The sequence below is a fragment of the Paenibacillus sp. PL91 genome (assembly GCF_012935325.2).
Classification (GTDB): Bacteria; Bacillota; Bacilli; order Paenibacillales; family Paenibacillaceae; genus Pristimantibacillus.
The window spans coordinates 816,545-832,442 of record NZ_JABBYG020000001.1; the positions used below are offsets into that span (position 1 = coordinate 816,545).

Here is a 15,898-nt window from a genome sequence, read left to right on the forward strand (position 1 = left end):
GCAGCTCCAGAAACTGGCCGGCGAGTTCGTATAAAATAAAGTGTTCGACTGATAGTCTGCGTAAGCGTTAACCTAAAGGCGCTGTCGGCGAGTCGTTTATATATTCATCGCAATTGCTATACAACCCCAGACCATTCATTACATAGGGACGAACAATGTCTATAAGTAAATCGGTTCGATTATTTTCTCCAACAGTTAACCAATAATGCGCAGCGCCATAGATCGCTGAGCCTGTCATAGCCGAAATGATCTTTGTATGGTGGCGGTCCGTATAGTGCCCTTTCGAAAAAATGCTTTCAATTATTTGCTGCAACATCTTCTTTACCTTTTCATCCACAAGCGCAGCAATCGATTTGGAATCCATTCTGCATACCTGATAAAAATCCACTATGTAGTGGTGTGTCAGCAAGATCAACTGGTCACATATTTCAATTGTAAACTCCCGCGCATTCATCACTTGCTCGGGAATCATCTCACGAAAAACCTGTTCTGTGATTTCTTCAAGCAAAGCATATTTATCTTCATAATGGGCATAAAAGGTGGCACGGTTAATGGTAGCTTTCTGTGCGATATCCTTTATGGCTATTGCATCAAATTCTTTACTCCGCAACAAATCTCTGAATGCTTCCCTTATTAACTGTCGTGTGCGCAAAACCCTTGGATCTTGCTGATTTACCATATGCATATCCCCTTCTAAAACATCAAATATCACAATGTGTTGTCTATGCAACTTTCCACTGAATCTGCCTGTTGAATTCATAAGAATACAGTAATATTATTTTACCAGACAGATGTTGCTTAAACAATTTGTGACGAATTTACTGAAAGGAAGGAACATAATGAACACAAAAAAGAGACTTTTGATATTTGGTGCTGGTGTGATTGGTAGTGTATACGCTCTCCGATTTGCACAGTACGGACTGGACGTAACAATGCTGGCGCGAGGAAAGAGACTGGATGCACTGAAAAGGAACGGACTGCGATACAACGATAATGGAACAATAAAGCAAATACCGATCAAGACGATAGAAAAGCTTGATAACGACGACATTTATGATTTTATTTTTGTTCCAGTACGATATGATCAGGCCGAATCTGCCCTAACTGTGATCAAGAATAATCAGAGCAAATCCATTGTCACCTTGACCAACACCATTGGATATGACAGCTGGCTTGAAATCGTGGGGGACAGGTTACTCCCAGGATTCCCGGGGGCGGGTGGAGACATCAAAGAGGATGTTCTATATGCCCAATTCGGTTCCGAAAAACATCAAGGAACCATTTTTGGTGAAATAAATGGATTGACTACCGAAAGAGTGAAAGAGCTTGCCCAAATATTTGAATCGGTGGATTTGCATTATGAAATCCAAAAAGACATTCAGGCATTCCATATTTCACATACTGCATTGGCTATCGTCAACAAGCATTTCTATACGAATGACGGAATGGTGGATTTAGAGTCAGCAAGGAGTGTAAGCACTCTAAGCAAGATCGCCGCAGATATTAAACAAAACATTCACCTGGTAGAGCAAGCCGGAATTCCGGTAATCCCACCCGAAACAAAGGCAATGGGGGAATTACCCGAAAACGATATTATTTACCGTTACCACCAGATGCTCAACAATGACTTTATTATTGATGTAAAGTTTGGGAACCATGCCGTCAGCCAAAAAGCAGAAATAATGTTATTAGATGAAATGTTTCATAAAAGATATCAAAATGGTGATGACATCACCATAGACTAAACATAGGACTGCAAACCGGATACTGAAGTAACCATAGTGGCATAGTGGCATCTAAGATAAATGATTGGGTTCTTCCTATTCAATATGTTTGAACTCTAATGGGAAACAATAGCTCAATAAAACAGCGGTAGTCTAGGACTTTATTTTCTCGTCCAATGCTACCGCTGTTTTTTATTGAGGGTCAGTCTAAAACTTATTTTTCGAAAGCTGCTGATTTCGTATTTCTAAAACACGCGTCGGATCAGCAACTCCAGTCTAAAACTTTATTTTCAATGAACATTGAAATGACGGAGGTAGCTTCTTTCGATTGGGATCATATGTATATGTTTCAACCGTATCTCTCACGGGACGAGATGGAAAAAGCAACGGGGACGAAATGGACGACAGAAACTTCATATTTCGCTTATTTGGAAAATGAGTTTTTTATGGGGGATTTCCCTTTGCTTGATGAATCCATTCATAAGCTCGTGTTTGTAAAATCCGATGAGGTCGTGCTAGACGTAACGCTAGACCGCTTCATAGCAGATTTTACATCAAGCGATAGAAGGGTTGAAAGATCGGATTCCAAATTTATCATTAAGAGGACGAAGGATCATTTTAATCGTTTAAGCAATGCTAGCATGAATGAATAGTTATTAAAAAGCCAAGAAAATCAGCGAGACAGTCTAGAGCTACGCATTCGTGATCTAGACTGTCATGTGGAAAACGTTCAAGCAGTCTTACATTAGGAAGCAGGAGGCAACTCCGTCTGCGTCGCCTTAGCATATCCCTCTTTATACGTTTCGTCGATGATCTGGCGAATTCGTTCGGCTTCAATGCCGCTTGCTTTCATTGCAGCTGCCGTTACCGCAATTTCAATGCATACGCCGCAGCGTGTGCCGTGATCATCCCAGATGACAGAGCCATCATCATTCTGCTTCGCGATGAAGCAATTTAGGTTGCTCATATGGCCTGCGCTTTCGCCGCAGCCGCAATAACAAGGAATATAGGGCAAAATATCTGTTACGGTTGCTGCGGTTTTATAAGCCGTTTGCACCGTTGGTGTAGCTCCTTCCAAGAAAGTCGGAAGCACGCTTAGCGAGGCTGTTTTCTCTTGCAGATCGCCAGATGCGGTTTGATGATGGCCATGATCCGCATTATGCACTTCACCGGCTTCATTCGTCTGTTTATTTGAATTCGCAGCGCTGCCGCAAGCGCTAAGCAGCAAGGAGGATAAAACAACGGAATAGATAGTCGTTAAAGCTAATCGTTTCAGTTAAAGCCACTCCTTTTTGATGGGGTGGCTACATTATATCATTTTCAAATATTAAAAGATTGGCGCATATGGTACTATTAATTGACAATTCAAAAATGATGGATCTGGTTGCTTCATTCGTATTATTCCATTAAGCAAAGGAGCGAATATCATGAAGGTATTGTTTATTGGCGGGACAGGCTTAATAAGCGAGGCAGTATCGAAGCATGCGATTGCGCGCGGAATCGAGCTTTATCTCTTTAATAGAGGGAAGCGGGACGACTTCGTGCCAGAGGGCGCTAAGACCATAATCGGCGACATTAGGGATCCCAAAGCTGCGGCTGCGGCGCTCGAAGGCTTTGAGTTCGACGTTGTCGTTGACTGGATTGCGTTCACGCCTGAACATGTAAGCGTAGACATTGAGCTGTTCAGGGGACGAGTGAAGCAATATATATTCATCAGCTCGGCTTCGGCCTATCAGAAGCCGCCCAAGCACTATATTATAACCGAAGAAGCAACGCCGCTTGAAAATCAGTACTGGCAGTACTCGCGCGATAAGATAGCATGCGAGCAGCTGCTGTATGAAGAACAGGCAGCTACCGGTTTTCCAGTCACAATAGTAAGACCGTCATTTACTTACGGTGACACGATGATACCTGCTGCATTGAATAGCTGGCCGCATCCTTGGTCGCTTGTTGCCCGGATAAGAGCAGGCTTGCCCGTTATTGTACATGGTGACGGTTCATCGCTTTGGACGATGACGCACAATACCGATTTTGCCAAAGGCTTTGTCGGGTTGCTTGGACGAGAGGAAGCGATTGGAGAAGCGTATCATATTACCTCTGATGAAGTACTAACCTGGAATCAGATTTACGAGGCTATCGGCGATGCTGCTGGCGCTGAACCGAAGCTTGTTCATATTTCGACCGATTTTCTCATTTCACATGACCCCGAGCTTGTGGGAGGTCTTCTTGGAGACAAAGCGGTTACGAGCGTGTTCGATAACAGCAAGATCAAAAGGCTAGTTCCTGAATTCGAGGCGACGACCTCGTTTGCGGAAGGCATTAAGCAAACGGTAGCGTGGTTTGAGGCTCATCCTGAGCGATGCAGCGAGGACAAGGAATGGAATGAGCAGATGGATTCGATTATTGCTGCCCATGCGGCCGGCTACAAAAAATAGGCCAATAACGATACAAAAAGCTCTTATTCTCTAGGGAATAAGAGCTTTTTTGTGTCTATATAGAAGTACCAAAAACGTGACGATAGCCAAGTGGAATTTGTTTAATTTTTTCTCATAATTAGCAAATGCACGGAAAGAAGGTTAAAAACTCGTCTTTTGGAGCAGGCATCGACATATAATCTTCACAGACCGTCCACTTTTTATTTGTATCTGCGAATTCTTGCCATCTCATTTATATCGCAACAGGCATCTTACATTAATTTAAGGGAGTGGTACTATTATGCGTAAAAAGTTGAATCAGCAATTGTTCGTTTACCTGCTTATTTTATCGTTAGTCATAACATTAGGCATGTATGTGAAACCTTTAGATAAGGACGCTAAGGTAGGTTCGGTCGTTCATTCGCAGGAGATCATTGAACCAGTAGTCAGCAACATCCTGCTTACTGACGCAAGCGAGTCCCCAAGCCCAAATCCAATCGCTGCTTCCATCGCTTTACCCATCCCTTCACCGATACCCATTCCTTCCGATAACGGAGCACCGATTAATAAGGTCGGGGAGCCTCCAATTACCTCTCCAAATAATCAAACACAGACAGTTGAAGCACCTGAAGATGCAAAAGAGCAAGCAAATACATATGAGGTTACCGCATATTATCTAAACGTTCGAACTAAACCGAGCGCAAAATCGAGCATCATAAAGGTCATCGAGCAAGGAACAACCTTACAAGTAACAGCAGTAGCCGATAACGGCTGGCTTGAGCTTCAAGATGGAGGATATATACATGGCGGTTATGCTAAAAAAGTGAAAGAGAAAGGGAAAGTATCGATTTTGTCCCTTCCCGCCGCAAGCCATCGTCAACCGACAAACGCATTCAACGATAGCAGCACGGAGAGTGCGCTGCAATCCGAAAGTATAGATGAAGAAGCAGTGGAAAAAGAAGAGGAAGAGCTGAGCAAGCCCACCTCGATCGTGAAATCGGATTCTGGCCTAACGGAGGAGCATATTTCAAAAATATTTGAAGGCACCGCGCTATCCGGGCATGATTTGGAACAAGCTATCCTTGAAATTGAAGAGGAGTATGGCATAAACGCTTATTTCACGATTGCCGTCATGAAGCTGGAGAGCGGCAATGGCAAAAGCAAACTAGCTAAGAGCAAAAATAATTTATTTGGCTTAAATGCGATAGATGGCGATAAGTACAACAAAGCGTTCAGCTTTAAAACAAAAGGAGACAGCGTACGAAAATTCGGACAGCTCCTGTCTAAAAACTACGTCGGCAAAGGGCTGACCACGATCGAGAAGGTCGCAAGAAAATATTGCCCCGCCAATTCGAAATGGTCGGGCTTAGTAAAAAGTATTATGAAAAGCGATTATCGAAAGCTGTAACTTGGCATTTTATGATCAAATATGGTATTTTCATCTCCTAGGAAACTTTTGTAAAGGATACATAGGAGGTCACCAGCATGAGTGAAACCGTTCAAAAAATGCCGTTCGGCTATGAGCCGCCAAAGGATGAGCGCAAAGGCACACTCGTTTATTATGATTCCTTTGAGCATACGACCGAACGGGAGCTTGATCTTGCGGCATACATTGCAAAGGAACGTTTATTCGTTAAGCTTGTACTCTATCCCTTACATGAGCAAAGCGTAAAGCGAATGTCAAAGGAAGAGGTAAGTCCCTTTTATAAACGAGAAGATAAGCTGCATGAATGGAAGCGGGATCGCAATGAAACGAATGTTGTAGTGGAGAGACTTGAGGTTAAGCGGAAAAAGTATACGCCAATCGATTCTGCATTGAGGCATTTGGTGGAAACGTATCCGAAGCCGTTGTTTCTGCTCATGACCGGAGAGACAGCCAACTTGTTCGCATCCTTTTCCTCCTTTGAGGAATGGATTGTAAAAATTAGATTGCTGCTCATTGAGGAGCCTGCAAGGCTTCATCCGCGACTTCTGCAATATAAGCATCGCTGGGAGTCCATTATCAACAAATGATTGGCTTGATGATGAAGCAGCAACAACAAAGAGCTGTCCATGCGATCACATCGCTAGGCAGCTCTTTGCTGTTTGTTCTGCTAGCTAGCCGGTAGACGGGCTGTTAGGCACATGGCCTTTCTGATTGCGGTTCGCTTCAGTTGAATCAGCCAAGTTATTTTCCGCTTCTTGGGAGCTTGCTGCAAATGCCTGATTTTTGCTTGGAATCGACTTATTTTTATTGCGAGCCATCGTATTACCTCCAAACGCTTAATTGCCTTATACCATGAGGCAAGATTAGGGTAACCAAGTTCGACCCAAATCATGTTGTTCTCCAAATATGAAAAAAAAGACCCTGCTTCGAAGTCGAAGCAGGGTCTTTGCATTATTTTAAGCTGACCACATGCTCCTCGCATGCGGGGGAACAGAAGCCATGTTTCGTTTCTTCGCATTCTTTGCACACGATGTGCTGAAGATGGCAGGAATCATCCGCACAGTTGATGTACGTGTCCGCCGGCTGCTCGCAATGGTGGCATTTGCCTACGACGACTGCTTCGTCTGTCTGGTTGATCACAACGGATGTTCTCTCATCGAAGACGTAGCATTTGCCATCGAACAGTCTGCCTTGCACTTCCTCATCCTTGCCGTAAGTGACGATACCGCCCTCTAGTTGATAAACGTCATTGAAGCCCTCGCTCATCATGACGCCAGTGAGCTTCTCGCAGCGAATCCCGCCCGTACAGTAAGTAAGAATCGGCTTGTCTTTGAAATCAGCCATATTCTCGCGAAGCCATTCCGGGAATTCCTTGAACGTCTCCAAATCAGGTCTGATCGCATTGCGGAAATGACCAAGATCATATTCGTAGTCGCTTCTGCCGTCAAGCACGATAACATCTTCTCTTTGCAGATACTCATGAAACTCTTTAGGAGATAGACGAGTGCCGCTTAAAGTATTCGGATCTAATGGCTTATCATAACGAAGCGTAACAAGCTCTTTCTTGTAACGGACAAATATTTTTTTGAAGGCATGCTGATCAGCTTCATCAACTTTGAATACGATGTCCGAAAATAGCGGGTTAGCGCGCAAATCCTCCATGTATTTCTCCGTTTGCTCAATCGTGCCAGAGAGCGTGCCATTAATGCCTTCATCGGCTATCAGAATACGGCCCTTCACGTTTAATTCCTTGCAATATGCAAGATGCTCGGCAGCAAATTGCTCTGCATCCGGTACGGCTACAAATTTATAATACAATAAAATTCGAAATTGATTAGTGTCGCTCATCGCAGTCTTTCCTTTCCGGTAGACAAATAAAAACCATACTATATTATAGTTGACTCTTCACATTAATTCAACAGAAAACATTTTCCGAACCTTTTTCTTTTACAGAACCAATCTATTGTGATTGTAAAAAGAGGAGGGCATAAGTTGGTTTAATGCATTAATTATTAACTAGGCTAACTATTAGAATCGCAAGGGCAGCGCGCTGTTTACACTTCGATGTATGAAAATCATACCGGGGATCGTATAAATAGTACGATGGAGGTGTTAGCAAACAAAACCGATATTCGAATGCTTACCATTCTCGCCGAGCAGGAGAAAATTTTACGCGGTGAACAGCCTGCTGCCTATAAAGGATAGCAGAGCAGTTTATACAAGAATAATAAATGGAGCGTGTGAACATGCCCGTATACAAGGTTACAACGAAAGGCCACATCGTAACGATGCTGCTAGGTACATGGCTCGTGCTGGGCGTCTTTATTGATGGCTATGCGCATAACCATGGAGCCGTGGAAACTTTTTTCACCCCTTGGCATGCCATTTTGTACAGCGGGTTTCTTGCATGCGCCGTCTGGATAGCCGGATTAATCGTAAATGCCAAGAAACGAAACGGCACCACATGGAGGCAAGCCATCCCAGAAGGGTATGAGCTTGGATTGCTCGGAGTCGTTATTTTTCTTACAGGCGGACTATGCGATATGGTTTGGCACATCATTTTCGGCATCGAAGTAGACATTGAAGCTTTGCTAAGTCCATCCCATCTTGCGTTAATGTTAGGAGGCATCTTGATCTTAACAAGTCCATTTCGAGCAGCGTGGAGGGATCAGGGCAGTGATAGGGCGGTTTGGAAAACGTTTCTGCCTGGCTTATTATCACTCGCTTTGGCAGTGGGGATCGTTAATTTCTTTCTCATGTATGTATGGATGTTCAGCTATAATCTCGCCGCTCCGAATGTTATCGAATGGTATACGAACCAATCAAGCGGATTGTTTGGCTATCGTATCCTGGAAGATACCCAGGTCAGGGGACTTACTTATATTTTGTTAAATACGATTGTATTTATGTATCCGGTATTTTTGCTGTTAAAAAGATGGCAGCCTCCGTTTGGAGCAATCACCTGCTTGTTCGTGATTATAACCGCATTGATGAGCGTTTTAGACGGTTTTTATCAATTACACGGCTTATTCATTTCGCTTGCGGCCGGACTAAGTGCGGATTTGCTGCTGCTATGGCGACGAGCAGATGGGAAACGTGTGTTTAGCAGCCGCTTAGTGGCAATTATTACGCCTATCGTGCTGTGGGGATGCTATTTTGGCTGGATGGCAGCTTCTGAAGGGATTGGATGGTCGCCGGAATTGTGGGTGGGATCCATCGTTCAGGCTTCGCTGCTCTCACTCGGTTTATGCCTGCTAGCGATCTCACCCGAGAAAGGGAGCAAATGAGCAGCATCATAAAACTACATGTCTTTATTATAATATCATTATTGATATTACTGGTTGCCTGCACAGGATGCGGATCAGCCACGCTCAAAAACAGAGATATCAATCCGCCTACACGCGGACTGCTGGCTGCGCTCCAGACGGAACAGATGCCATCCTCGTCGGAATCAGGTTATCAGGTGACTGTAACCGAAATGGAAGGTAAGCGTTTGAGCATGGGCAAAATGGAGCTAATGCTGCATGTTACCGATGCTGAGGGAGCACCCGTAACGAGGTTCACAGAAGATATGACGAAGCTTATGCATCTCATTGTCGTCAGCAAGGATTTGTCAGCGTTTCAGCATGTGCACCCCGAACAAATAGAGGGGAATGCCTTTCGCGCGACGCTTGATTTTCCATATGCGGGCGAATATCTGTTTGCCACAGAATTTCGGCCTAATAAGTCAAATGTCACGATCCATAAACAATGGATTCAAGTAGACGGGATCAACGAGTCTAAGGAAGCGTTGTCCCTAGATGCTACATTTGAAAAACGAGTGAGCGGCTTAGACGTCACGTTTTCCGCAAGTCCTGCGATTAATCAGATCAAAGCGGGGCAGACGGTGATGCTGCTTTATCGATTCATGGACGCGGAGACAGGAAATCCGATCAAGCGGGTCGAGCCATTCCTCGGCACATCCGGCCACTGCGTCATCTTAAGCAGCAGCGCTGACCAGTACGTGCATGCGCATGCGATGGAAGCGATGAGCGGAGGAGCGAATGTGATGTTCCATACCGTATTTCCTGAAAAGGGCATTTATAAGCTGTGGGGACAATTCCAGTATGAGGGGATGACGGTAACGGTTCCTTTTGTGATTGCAGTCAATTAATGCCGTTCATTTCTAATAAGTTAGTCCTCACTTGTTCCTTGAGCGAGGACTTTTTGTTGCTTAGTTTATGGGGCATAACACTGAGAAATAAGCTCTATAAACAGTACCAGCTAGAAGCTATCTGACCTTAACTACAACGTAAGCCCAAATCGCTTAAGCTCGATAAAGACCGGTTCCAGTTGTTTGCCTTTTTCCGTTATGGTGTATTCTACTCTTGGAGGAACCTCTGGATAGATCATCCGGCTGACGATGCCTTGCTCCTCCAGCTCCTTTAAGCGAAGCGACAGCGTCTTGGGACTTATGCCTTCAAGCGATTTCAGCAATTCGCTGAAACGCAGCGTATGGTCAACGAGCAGGTCGCGAATGATGAGAAAGGTCCACTTGGTTCCGATTACATCAAGCGCCTTGCCGATAACGCAAGGAACACCAGCCGTTCCGCGCTCCAAAACGAGCGGTTTAAGCTCATTCATTAGATCAGCTCCTTTTATATTTATGCTTATAAACCCAAGTGTAATACAAAAGTAACTTTTCGGAAACTATGTGAACAAAAGATCACTACTTTCTTTTGTTCAATTACTATGGTTACAATAGAGCCAGGAAATACAAGTACAGCTAACGTAGAGGAGAGAGAAGCATGACCGTAAAACATTTAAGCACACCCTTTACACTTAAAAAGCTTGAGCTGAAAAATAGAATCGTAATGGCGCCGATGTGCCAATATTCCGTTGATGCGAAGGATGGAGTCCCTAATGAGTGGCATTATGTACACTATGTTTCCCGCGCAATTGGCGGTGCCGGACTCATTATTATGGAAATGACAGATGTTGATCCAGATGGCCGCATTACAAATCAAGATTTAGGGCTATGGTCAGATGAGCAGGTACCGGCATTCAAACGGATAATTGATGCGGTACATCATCACGGCGCTAAGATAGGCATTCAAATCGCGCATGCCGGACGCAAGGCTGAAGACGCGGATCAACCCGTTGGTCCGTCTGCGATATCAGCGGGACCAAGATACAAAACACCTAAGCCGCTTACAACGGACGAGATTAAGGTCATTGTGAATCAATTCAAGGAAGCAGCAAGAAGAGCTGTGGAAGCGGGTGTCGATACGATCGAAATCCATGGCGCGCATGGCTATTTGGTACATCAATTCCAATCGCCAGGCATGAATGTCCGAGAAGATGAATATGGCCATAACTTTGCGAAGTTTGGCGTTGAGGTCATTCAAGCGGTCAAAAGCGAGATGCCTTCTGATATGCCGCTCATTATGCGCATATCGGCAATCGAGTATATGGATAATGGCTATGACCTAAGCCACAGCATTGCGCTTAGCAAGCAGTATCAAGAAGCGGGAGTCGACGTGTTCCACGTATCCACCGGTGGTGAAGGACCAGTTGGCAAGCGTCAACCCGGCAATTATCCAGGCTATCAAGTGCCTTTCGCGCGTGCGATCAAGGAAGCGCTGCAGGTGCCAGTCATAGCGGTTGGCATGCTGGACGATCCAAAGCTAGCTGAAGCGACCATTGCTAGTGAGGATGCCGACCTTGTAGCGGTAGCCCGCGGCATGCTGCATGATCCCTACTGGGCTATTCATGCCATCCAAGCCGTAAAAGGCGAGGTAACTCCGCCAGTGCAATACGGCAGAGCATACTGATTAATAGAAATAAGAGCCTCTCTGCTGCGGAGAGGCTCTTTGCCGTTTATTGGAGCAAAGAGAGGAAACGGTTGGCGACTAACGACAATGAGGCGTCTCGTCTGATGGCATAGCCCACGGATCGTTTTGGAATCGGCTCAATCGTTTGTAATTGCAGGAGCTTCCCGTCATCCAGCTCCTGCTTGACGAAGGATTGCGTCACAAATGCTGCTCCGTAGCCCCGTCCAGCCAGCTCAATAAGCATGTCCATGCTGCTGAGCTCCATATCGGCATCTGCTTCAACGCCTTGGGAGGAGAACCACTGCTCGACAAACGCTCTTGTGCTGCTTCCAGCAGAGAGCAGCAGCAGCGGAATTTGGGAAAGCGCTAGTGCCGTTAAAGGCTCAGCTGCCAAATGGTGATAGGCTTGTCCCACAACGAAGCAGCTCTGAATATCGGTAAGGTGATGTACTTCAAGCTCATGATCAGAGGTAGGCAAATGGACAAGGCCGATATCAATTTGTCCGGACTTTAGCCGTGCCCGAATATCCGATGTTTTGCCTTGGGAGAGCCGAATGCGCACTGCGGGATGCTCGGCATGAAACGTATCCAGAAGCGGAAGAAGCAAATGCTTGATTATCGGTCCGCTTGCGCCAATTCGCAGCTCGCCGGCAGAGAGATTTTTCAGCGATTGCAGCCGGCTTTCACCCGCTTGCAGAGCAGTGAACGATTTTTCAACATAATCGAGCACTTCAACGCCTTCCGGCGTAAGCTTCACGCCTTTGGATAGCCGGTCAAACAGCTTCACCTCTAGCTGAGCTTCCAATTGCTTAATGGCATAGCTGACCGAAGGCTGCGTAATATGCAGCTCCTGCGCCGCTTTCGTTAAATTTCCTAATTTCGCCGTGTGCAGAAATATGCGATACCACTCCATACTCATTTGCATGATATCAAACCTCTCTATGACAAGTTTCTTATATTTTAATTTCATTTATTTCACTCTCGAAATTATAATGGACATAATAGGAATGCGTCAAAGCAGAGTCCAAGGAGGAACAAGAAATGGCAGGTAGCACGTACGGCAGCAGCTTTAAAATAACAACCTTTGGTGAGTCGCATGGCGAGGCGGTAGGGGTAATCGTAGATGGCGTAACGCCCGGCGTCGAGCTGGATGAACAATATATTCAGACACAAATGGATCGAAGGAAGCCCGGTCAATCGTCGGTGACTTCACCGCGTAAAGAGTATGATGTAATTAGCATTTTGTCAGGCATGTTCGAAGGCAAGACGACGGGAACGCCGCTATTCATTATGCTTCACAACAAAGATATGAGGCCTGATGCCTACAGCGATATTCAGTATTCCTTTCGTCCAGGGCATGCCGATTATACGTATCTGAAAAAATACGGCATTCGTGATCACCGCGGAAGCGGGAGAGCATCGGGAAGAGAGACGGCAGGACGTGTTGCGGGCGGAGCGGTAGCTCGCAAGCTGCTCGAAAATAAAGGCATAAGCGTCGTCGCTTACACGAAGGAAATTGGCGGCATCAAATGCGAAACCTTTCATGAGGACGAAATCGAGAAAAACGCCGTACGGGCATGCGATCCGGAAGCAGCTATTCGCATGATCGAGAAGATCGAGCATTTAGCTTCGGTGGGGGATAGCTGCGGCGGTATCGTTGAATGCCGAATAAGAGGCGTTCATCCCGGCATTGGCGAGCCAGTATTTGATAAGCTGGACGCGGAGCTTGCGAAGGCGATGCTGTCAATTGGCGCAGTTAAAGGCATAGAATTCGGCGCGGGATTCTCAGCAGCCGATATGCTTGGCAGCGAGCATAATGACGAAATGAGCAAAGACGGTTTTTTAACGAACAACGCGGGAGGCATCGTTGGCGGTATCAGCACAGGTGAAGAGATTGTGTTTCGGATAGCGGTCAAGCCCACCTCATCCATTTCTTTGCCGCAGCATACGATTGATATTCACGGGCAGGAAAAAATGATCGAAACGATCGGCCGTCATGATCCTTGTATTTGTCCTCGCATCATCCCAGTCGTCGAAGCGATGGCTTGTATCGTCGTTGAGGATCTCATCAAGCGTCAGGCCGCCATGCACGCATAATGTTAACAGGGCTAGCTGCGGCTAGCCTATCATTACTTCTTGCGGCTCGCACGCTATTTCCACATCTTATGATATGCTTATAGATGTCGAATGCCGAGAGGAGAATGTAAATGAAACCAACTGTGTTTATTGATCGCAAGGTGCCAAATGAGGTCGAAGCGTACATAGCCGAGCACTGTAACATCGAAAAGTGGGAACAATCGACCCATATACCACGAGCTATGCTTCACGAGAAACTTGCAAATGCGAGTGGTCTGCTTACAGCGGGAATGAAAATTGATGCCGACTTGCTCGAACGCGCTCCTAAGTTGAAGATCGTTAGCAGCATCAGCGTGGGATACAACCATTTTGATCTGGCAGCCATGAAGGAACGAGGCGTTATCGGAACAAATACGCCACATGTATTGAACGATACCGTTGCGGATCTTGCGCTCGCTCTCATGCTAGGAACGGCTAGGCGTGTCGCTGAGCTTGACCGGTACGTGAAGGATGGTCAGTGGAAATCAGGTGACGGCTTGAAGCTGTTCGGCGTAGATGTGCATCATGCTAAGCTCGGCATTATCGGTATGGGCCGGATCGGCGAGGCTGTAGCGCGTCGCGCAAAGTTTGGCTTTGACATGGATGTTGCTTATTTTAATCGGAGCCGCAAGCCAGAAGCCGAAGAGAAGCTTGGCGTACGTTTTTCGCAATTGAATGACCTGCTTGCTGCTTCGGATTTTGTTGTGATGCTTGCGCCATTAACGGCAGAAACGACCAAGCTTATTGGACATAACGAATTTAAAATGATGAAGCCATCCTCGATATTTATAAATATATCACGCGGCCAGACGGTAGATGAGTTGGCTTTGATCGAGGCGCTTCAGTCGGGAACGATAGCTGCTGCTGGCCTTGATGTGTATGAGAAGGAGCCGATTGATGCGGACCATCCTTTCCTTCAAATGGCTAATGTATTGACATTGCCGCACATCGGCTCAGCTACAACCCAGACGAGGTTTGATATGGCGATGCTTGCTGCGCAAAATCTAGTTAGCGGATTGTCCGGACAAACGCCAACATGTATGGTGGACGAATTAAAATAAAACGAATGAATGTTTAATCGATCGATAGAAAATGTCTATTAGCCACGCTTCAGCGCCGATGGTAAAGTATGATACATACAATTCCGATAAAATATATCGGCATTGATGAACCTATCATTCGGCGCAGAGGTGAAATAGATGAGCGAAGTATACCGATTAGCCGTTATTGAGGATGCGGAGAGGCTGCTGCACGTTACTTATGAGGCTTATGTTACGATCAGAGAACTGGAGCTGAGCTGGCCGGCGGCAAATGCGGATTTGGCATTAATTCAAGAAAACATCAAAAACAACGAATGTTATGTACTCGAGGTTGATGGAGTAATCGCCGCAACAATTACGTTGTCCAAAGGCGAAGAGGTAAAGGCCGTTACCGATTTCCCTTTCGTGAAGTGGTTTGCGGTAGATCCAGCTTATCAAGGAGCCGGTTTAGGCGATAAGCTGCTGACATGGGTAGAGCAAACGATCATTCGCGACAAGGTTGGCGCCGCGGCGGTCACGCTGGCAACTGCCGAGAAGCATCCATGGCTGCTTCCTATGTATGAACGCAGAAGCTACGAGCGCATTCACGTATTTGACTTCAACAATGGTGATGGACCGATGCATCTTTTGCGAAAAATAGTAAGCCCAGATTTGTATGAGAATTATTTGCTTGAGAAATCCAAGCAGATCGTTTAAACATAACGTAAGCGAGGATGGCTGCCACACAAGGTTATCGACCTGTTGTGGCAGCCTCTTTCTCTATTATTGCTATATTCTAACAGCTAAAACATAGTATAATCGTTAATGAATCGTTTGTGGTTCTATCTTTTATTTTCAAATAGGAGTTGTGCCAAAATGACAATGGGACACGTGGAAACGCTGGAACGTAATGAAACGAAGCTGGTTGGTTACAAGGCAACAGCGTCTTTGAATCAAGTTTTAGAAACGAGCATTGTCGGGAAATTACGCGAAGAGCTCTTTGGCAAACGTAATGAAATAGCAAACCTAATAGATGATAAAGGGATATACTTAGTCCAAGTTTATGAGGAAGTCGAATGGACGCCAGATGTTCCGTTCACAAGTATTGTGGCGGTAGAAGTCAGCGATTTTGCACATATGCAAGGCGAATTCGTTCAACATACGATTCCAGCAGGAAAATATGTGAAGGTTACTCATAAAGGGCCTGAATCCCAAATTGGCAGTACCTATGATACAATCCATACGGAAGGGATCAGCGGGCCTCGTCCTTTTGATTTCGAGTATTGGGCGGATATTCATACTCTAGCGCTGGAGGAGAGTACGATAGCTATTTATTTTCCCGAGTAAACCTTACCTACTTTGATGCATGACTTGGAAGAAAAACAAA

The 15,898-nt window shown here is 45.6% G+C and carries 18 protein-coding genes; 12 read left to right on the forward strand and 6 right to left on the reverse strand.

Translation table 11 applies throughout. The features are described from left to right. Positions 1 to 67: 67 nt before the first annotated feature. Positions 68 to 679, reverse strand: coding sequence for a TetR/AcrR family transcriptional regulator (locus tag HI950_RS03905; RefSeq protein WP_169081498.1), 612 nt, complete (start codon positions 677 to 679; stop codon positions 68 to 70). 160 nt (positions 680 to 839) lie between these two features. Between HI950_RS03905 and HI950_RS03910 the strand changes: the two genes are divergently transcribed. Further along, entirely contained in the window at positions 840 to 1,745 is a 906-nt protein-coding gene (locus HI950_RS03910) for a ketopantoate reductase family protein (RefSeq protein WP_169081497.1), read from the forward strand. A gap of 323 nt (positions 1,746 to 2,068) precedes the next feature. Continuing rightward, positions 2,069 to 2,377 (forward strand): hypothetical protein, encoded by a 309-nt coding sequence (locus HI950_RS03915; protein WP_169081496.1) that lies wholly within the window; start codon positions 2,069 to 2,071, stop codon positions 2,375 to 2,377. Between the two features lie 92 nt (positions 2,378 to 2,469). On the opposite strand, the gene HI950_RS03920 is transcribed toward HI950_RS03915, so the two are convergent. Then, positions 2,470 to 2,952 carry a PCYCGC motif-containing (lipo)protein gene (locus tag HI950_RS03920; protein WP_486187801.1) on the reverse strand — a complete coding sequence of 161 codons (483 nt, stop codon included), beginning with the start codon at positions 2,950 to 2,952 and terminating at the stop codon, positions 2,470 to 2,472. Positions 2,953 to 3,151: 199 nt separating this feature from the next. Between HI950_RS03920 and HI950_RS03925 the strand changes: the two genes are divergently transcribed. The 3 genes from HI950_RS03925 to HI950_RS03935 all read left to right on the forward strand — a co-directional run bounded on the left by HI950_RS03925 (position 3,152) and on the right by HI950_RS03935 (position 6,151). After that, a complete protein-coding gene (locus HI950_RS03925; protein ID WP_169081495.1) occupies positions 3,152 to 4,159 on the forward strand; it encodes an SDR family oxidoreductase in 1,008 nt (335 codons plus the stop codon). A gap of 280 nt (positions 4,160 to 4,439) precedes the next feature. Beyond that, positions 4,440 to 5,546: a glucosaminidase domain-containing protein gene (locus HI950_RS03930; RefSeq protein ID WP_169081494.1), complete on the forward strand. Its 1,107-nt coding sequence runs from the start codon at positions 4,440 to 4,442 to the stop codon at positions 5,544 to 5,546. Positions 5,547 to 5,623: 77 nt separating this feature from the next. Next, positions 5,624 to 6,151, forward strand: a complete 528-nt coding sequence (locus HI950_RS03935; protein WP_169081493.1) for a hypothetical protein — start codon at positions 5,624 to 5,626, stop codon at positions 6,149 to 6,151. Between the two features lie 84 nt (positions 6,152 to 6,235). On the opposite strand, the gene HI950_RS03940 is transcribed toward HI950_RS03935, so the two are convergent. Together HI950_RS03940 and trhO are read right to left on the reverse strand one after the other, a co-directional pair. Further along, entirely contained in the window at positions 6,236 to 6,382 is a 147-nt protein-coding gene (locus HI950_RS03940) for a hypothetical protein (RefSeq protein WP_169081492.1), read from the reverse strand. A 133-nt stretch (positions 6,383 to 6,515) separates the two neighbouring features. Then, complete coding sequence (trhO, locus tag HI950_RS03945; protein ID WP_169081491.1) at positions 6,516 to 7,412, reverse strand: oxygen-dependent tRNA uridine(34) hydroxylase TrhO; 897 nt, start codon at positions 7,410 to 7,412, stop codon at positions 6,516 to 6,518. A gap of 398 nt (positions 7,413 to 7,810) precedes the next feature. On the opposite strand from trhO, the gene HI950_RS03950 reads away from it, so the two are divergent. After that, positions 7,811 to 8,851: a hypothetical protein gene (locus tag HI950_RS03950; RefSeq protein ID WP_169081490.1), complete on the forward strand. Its 1,041-nt coding sequence runs from the start codon at positions 7,811 to 7,813 to the stop codon at positions 8,849 to 8,851. Further along, positions 8,848 to 9,717: a hypothetical protein gene (locus tag HI950_RS03955; protein ID WP_169081489.1), complete on the forward strand. Its 870-nt coding sequence runs from the start codon at positions 8,848 to 8,850 to the stop codon at positions 9,715 to 9,717. Before HI950_RS03950 ends, HI950_RS03955 begins: the two co-directional genes overlap by 4 nt. A 131-nt stretch (positions 9,718 to 9,848) precedes the next feature. Here the strand turns inward: HI950_RS03955 and HI950_RS03960 are convergent, their stop codons facing one another. Then, positions 9,849 to 10,187, reverse strand: a complete 339-nt coding sequence (locus HI950_RS03960; protein ID WP_169081488.1) for a winged helix-turn-helix transcriptional regulator — start codon at positions 10,185 to 10,187, stop codon at positions 9,849 to 9,851. Positions 10,188 to 10,351: 164 nt separating this feature from the next. On the opposite strand from HI950_RS03960, the gene HI950_RS03965 reads away from it, so the two are divergent. After that, positions 10,352 to 11,377, forward strand: coding sequence for an NADH:flavin oxidoreductase/NADH oxidase (locus HI950_RS03965; protein ID WP_169081487.1), 1,026 nt, complete (start codon positions 10,352 to 10,354; stop codon positions 11,375 to 11,377). Positions 11,378 to 11,423: 46 nt separating this feature from the next. On the opposite strand, the gene HI950_RS03970 is transcribed toward HI950_RS03965, so the two are convergent. Next, on the reverse strand, positions 11,424 to 12,302 hold the full coding sequence (locus HI950_RS03970; RefSeq protein WP_223285086.1) for a LysR family transcriptional regulator: 879 nt from the start codon (positions 12,300 to 12,302) through the stop codon (positions 11,424 to 11,426). 116 nt (positions 12,303 to 12,418) lie between these two features. Between HI950_RS03970 and aroC the strand changes: the two genes are divergently transcribed. From aroC to HI950_RS03990, 4 genes are all read left to right on the forward strand, one after another. Then, positions 12,419 to 13,474, forward strand: a complete 1,056-nt coding sequence (gene aroC, locus HI950_RS03975; RefSeq protein ID WP_169081486.1) for a chorismate synthase — start codon at positions 12,419 to 12,421, stop codon at positions 13,472 to 13,474. 110 nt (positions 13,475 to 13,584) lie between these two features. Continuing rightward, on the forward strand, positions 13,585 to 14,553 hold the full coding sequence (locus HI950_RS03980) for a 2-hydroxyacid dehydrogenase (protein ID WP_169081485.1): 969 nt from the start codon (positions 13,585 to 13,587) through the stop codon (positions 14,551 to 14,553). A 138-nt stretch (positions 14,554 to 14,691) separates the two neighbouring features. After that, a complete protein-coding gene (locus HI950_RS03985) occupies positions 14,692 to 15,228 on the forward strand; it encodes a GNAT family N-acetyltransferase (protein ID WP_169081484.1) in 537 nt (178 codons plus the stop codon). A 159-nt stretch (positions 15,229 to 15,387) separates the two neighbouring features. Beyond that, positions 15,388 to 15,858, forward strand: coding sequence for a GyrI-like domain-containing protein (locus HI950_RS03990; RefSeq protein WP_169081483.1), 471 nt, complete (start codon positions 15,388 to 15,390; stop codon positions 15,856 to 15,858). Positions 15,859 to 15,898: the final 40 nt, after the last annotated feature.

Bases quoted from the DNA above. Each gene is read 5' to 3' on its own strand.
- HI950_RS03985 (WP_169081484.1), top strand. From the start codon at position 14,692: ATGAGCGAAGTATACCGATTAGCCGTTATTGAGGATGCGGAGAGGCTG.
- HI950_RS03915 (WP_169081496.1), top strand. From the start codon at position 2,069: ATGTTTCAACCGTATCTCTCACGGGACGAGATGGAAAAAGCAACGGGG.
- HI950_RS03940 (WP_169081492.1), bottom strand. From the start codon at position 6,382: ATGGCTCGCAATAAAAATAAGTCGATTCCAAGCAAAAATCAGGCATTT.
- HI950_RS03925 (WP_169081495.1), top strand. From the start codon at position 3,152: ATGAAGGTATTGTTTATTGGCGGGACAGGCTTAATAAGCGAGGCAGTA.
- HI950_RS03905 (WP_169081498.1), bottom strand. From the start codon at position 679: ATGGTAAATCAGCAAGATCCAAGGGTTTTGCGCACACGACAGTTAATA.
- HI950_RS03960 (WP_169081488.1), bottom strand. From the start codon at position 10,187: ATGAATGAGCTTAAACCGCTCGTTTTGGAGCGCGGAACGGCTGGTGTT.
- HI950_RS03965 (WP_169081487.1), top strand. From the start codon at position 10,352: ATGACCGTAAAACATTTAAGCACACCCTTTACACTTAAAAAGCTTGAG.
- HI950_RS03950 (WP_169081490.1), top strand. From the start codon at position 7,811: ATGCCCGTATACAAGGTTACAACGAAAGGCCACATCGTAACGATGCTG.
- aroC (WP_169081486.1), top strand. From the start codon at position 12,419: ATGGCAGGTAGCACGTACGGCAGCAGCTTTAAAATAACAACCTTTGGT.
- HI950_RS03980 (WP_169081485.1), top strand. From the start codon at position 13,585: ATGAAACCAACTGTGTTTATTGATCGCAAGGTGCCAAATGAGGTCGAA.
- HI950_RS03930 (WP_169081494.1), top strand. From the start codon at position 4,440: ATGCGTAAAAAGTTGAATCAGCAATTGTTCGTTTACCTGCTTATTTTA.
- HI950_RS03990 (WP_169081483.1), top strand. From the start codon at position 15,388: ATGACAATGGGACACGTGGAAACGCTGGAACGTAATGAAACGAAGCTG.
- HI950_RS03955 (WP_169081489.1), top strand. From the start codon at position 8,848: ATGAGCAGCATCATAAAACTACATGTCTTTATTATAATATCATTATTG.
- HI950_RS03935 (WP_169081493.1), top strand. From the start codon at position 5,624: ATGAGTGAAACCGTTCAAAAAATGCCGTTCGGCTATGAGCCGCCAAAG.
- HI950_RS03910 (WP_169081497.1), top strand. From the start codon at position 840: ATGAACACAAAAAAGAGACTTTTGATATTTGGTGCTGGTGTGATTGGT.
- HI950_RS03970 (WP_223285086.1), bottom strand. From the start codon at position 12,302: ATGCAAATGAGTATGGAGTGGTATCGCATATTTCTGCACACGGCGAAA.
- trhO (WP_169081491.1), bottom strand. From the start codon at position 7,412: ATGAGCGACACTAATCAATTTCGAATTTTATTGTATTATAAATTTGTA.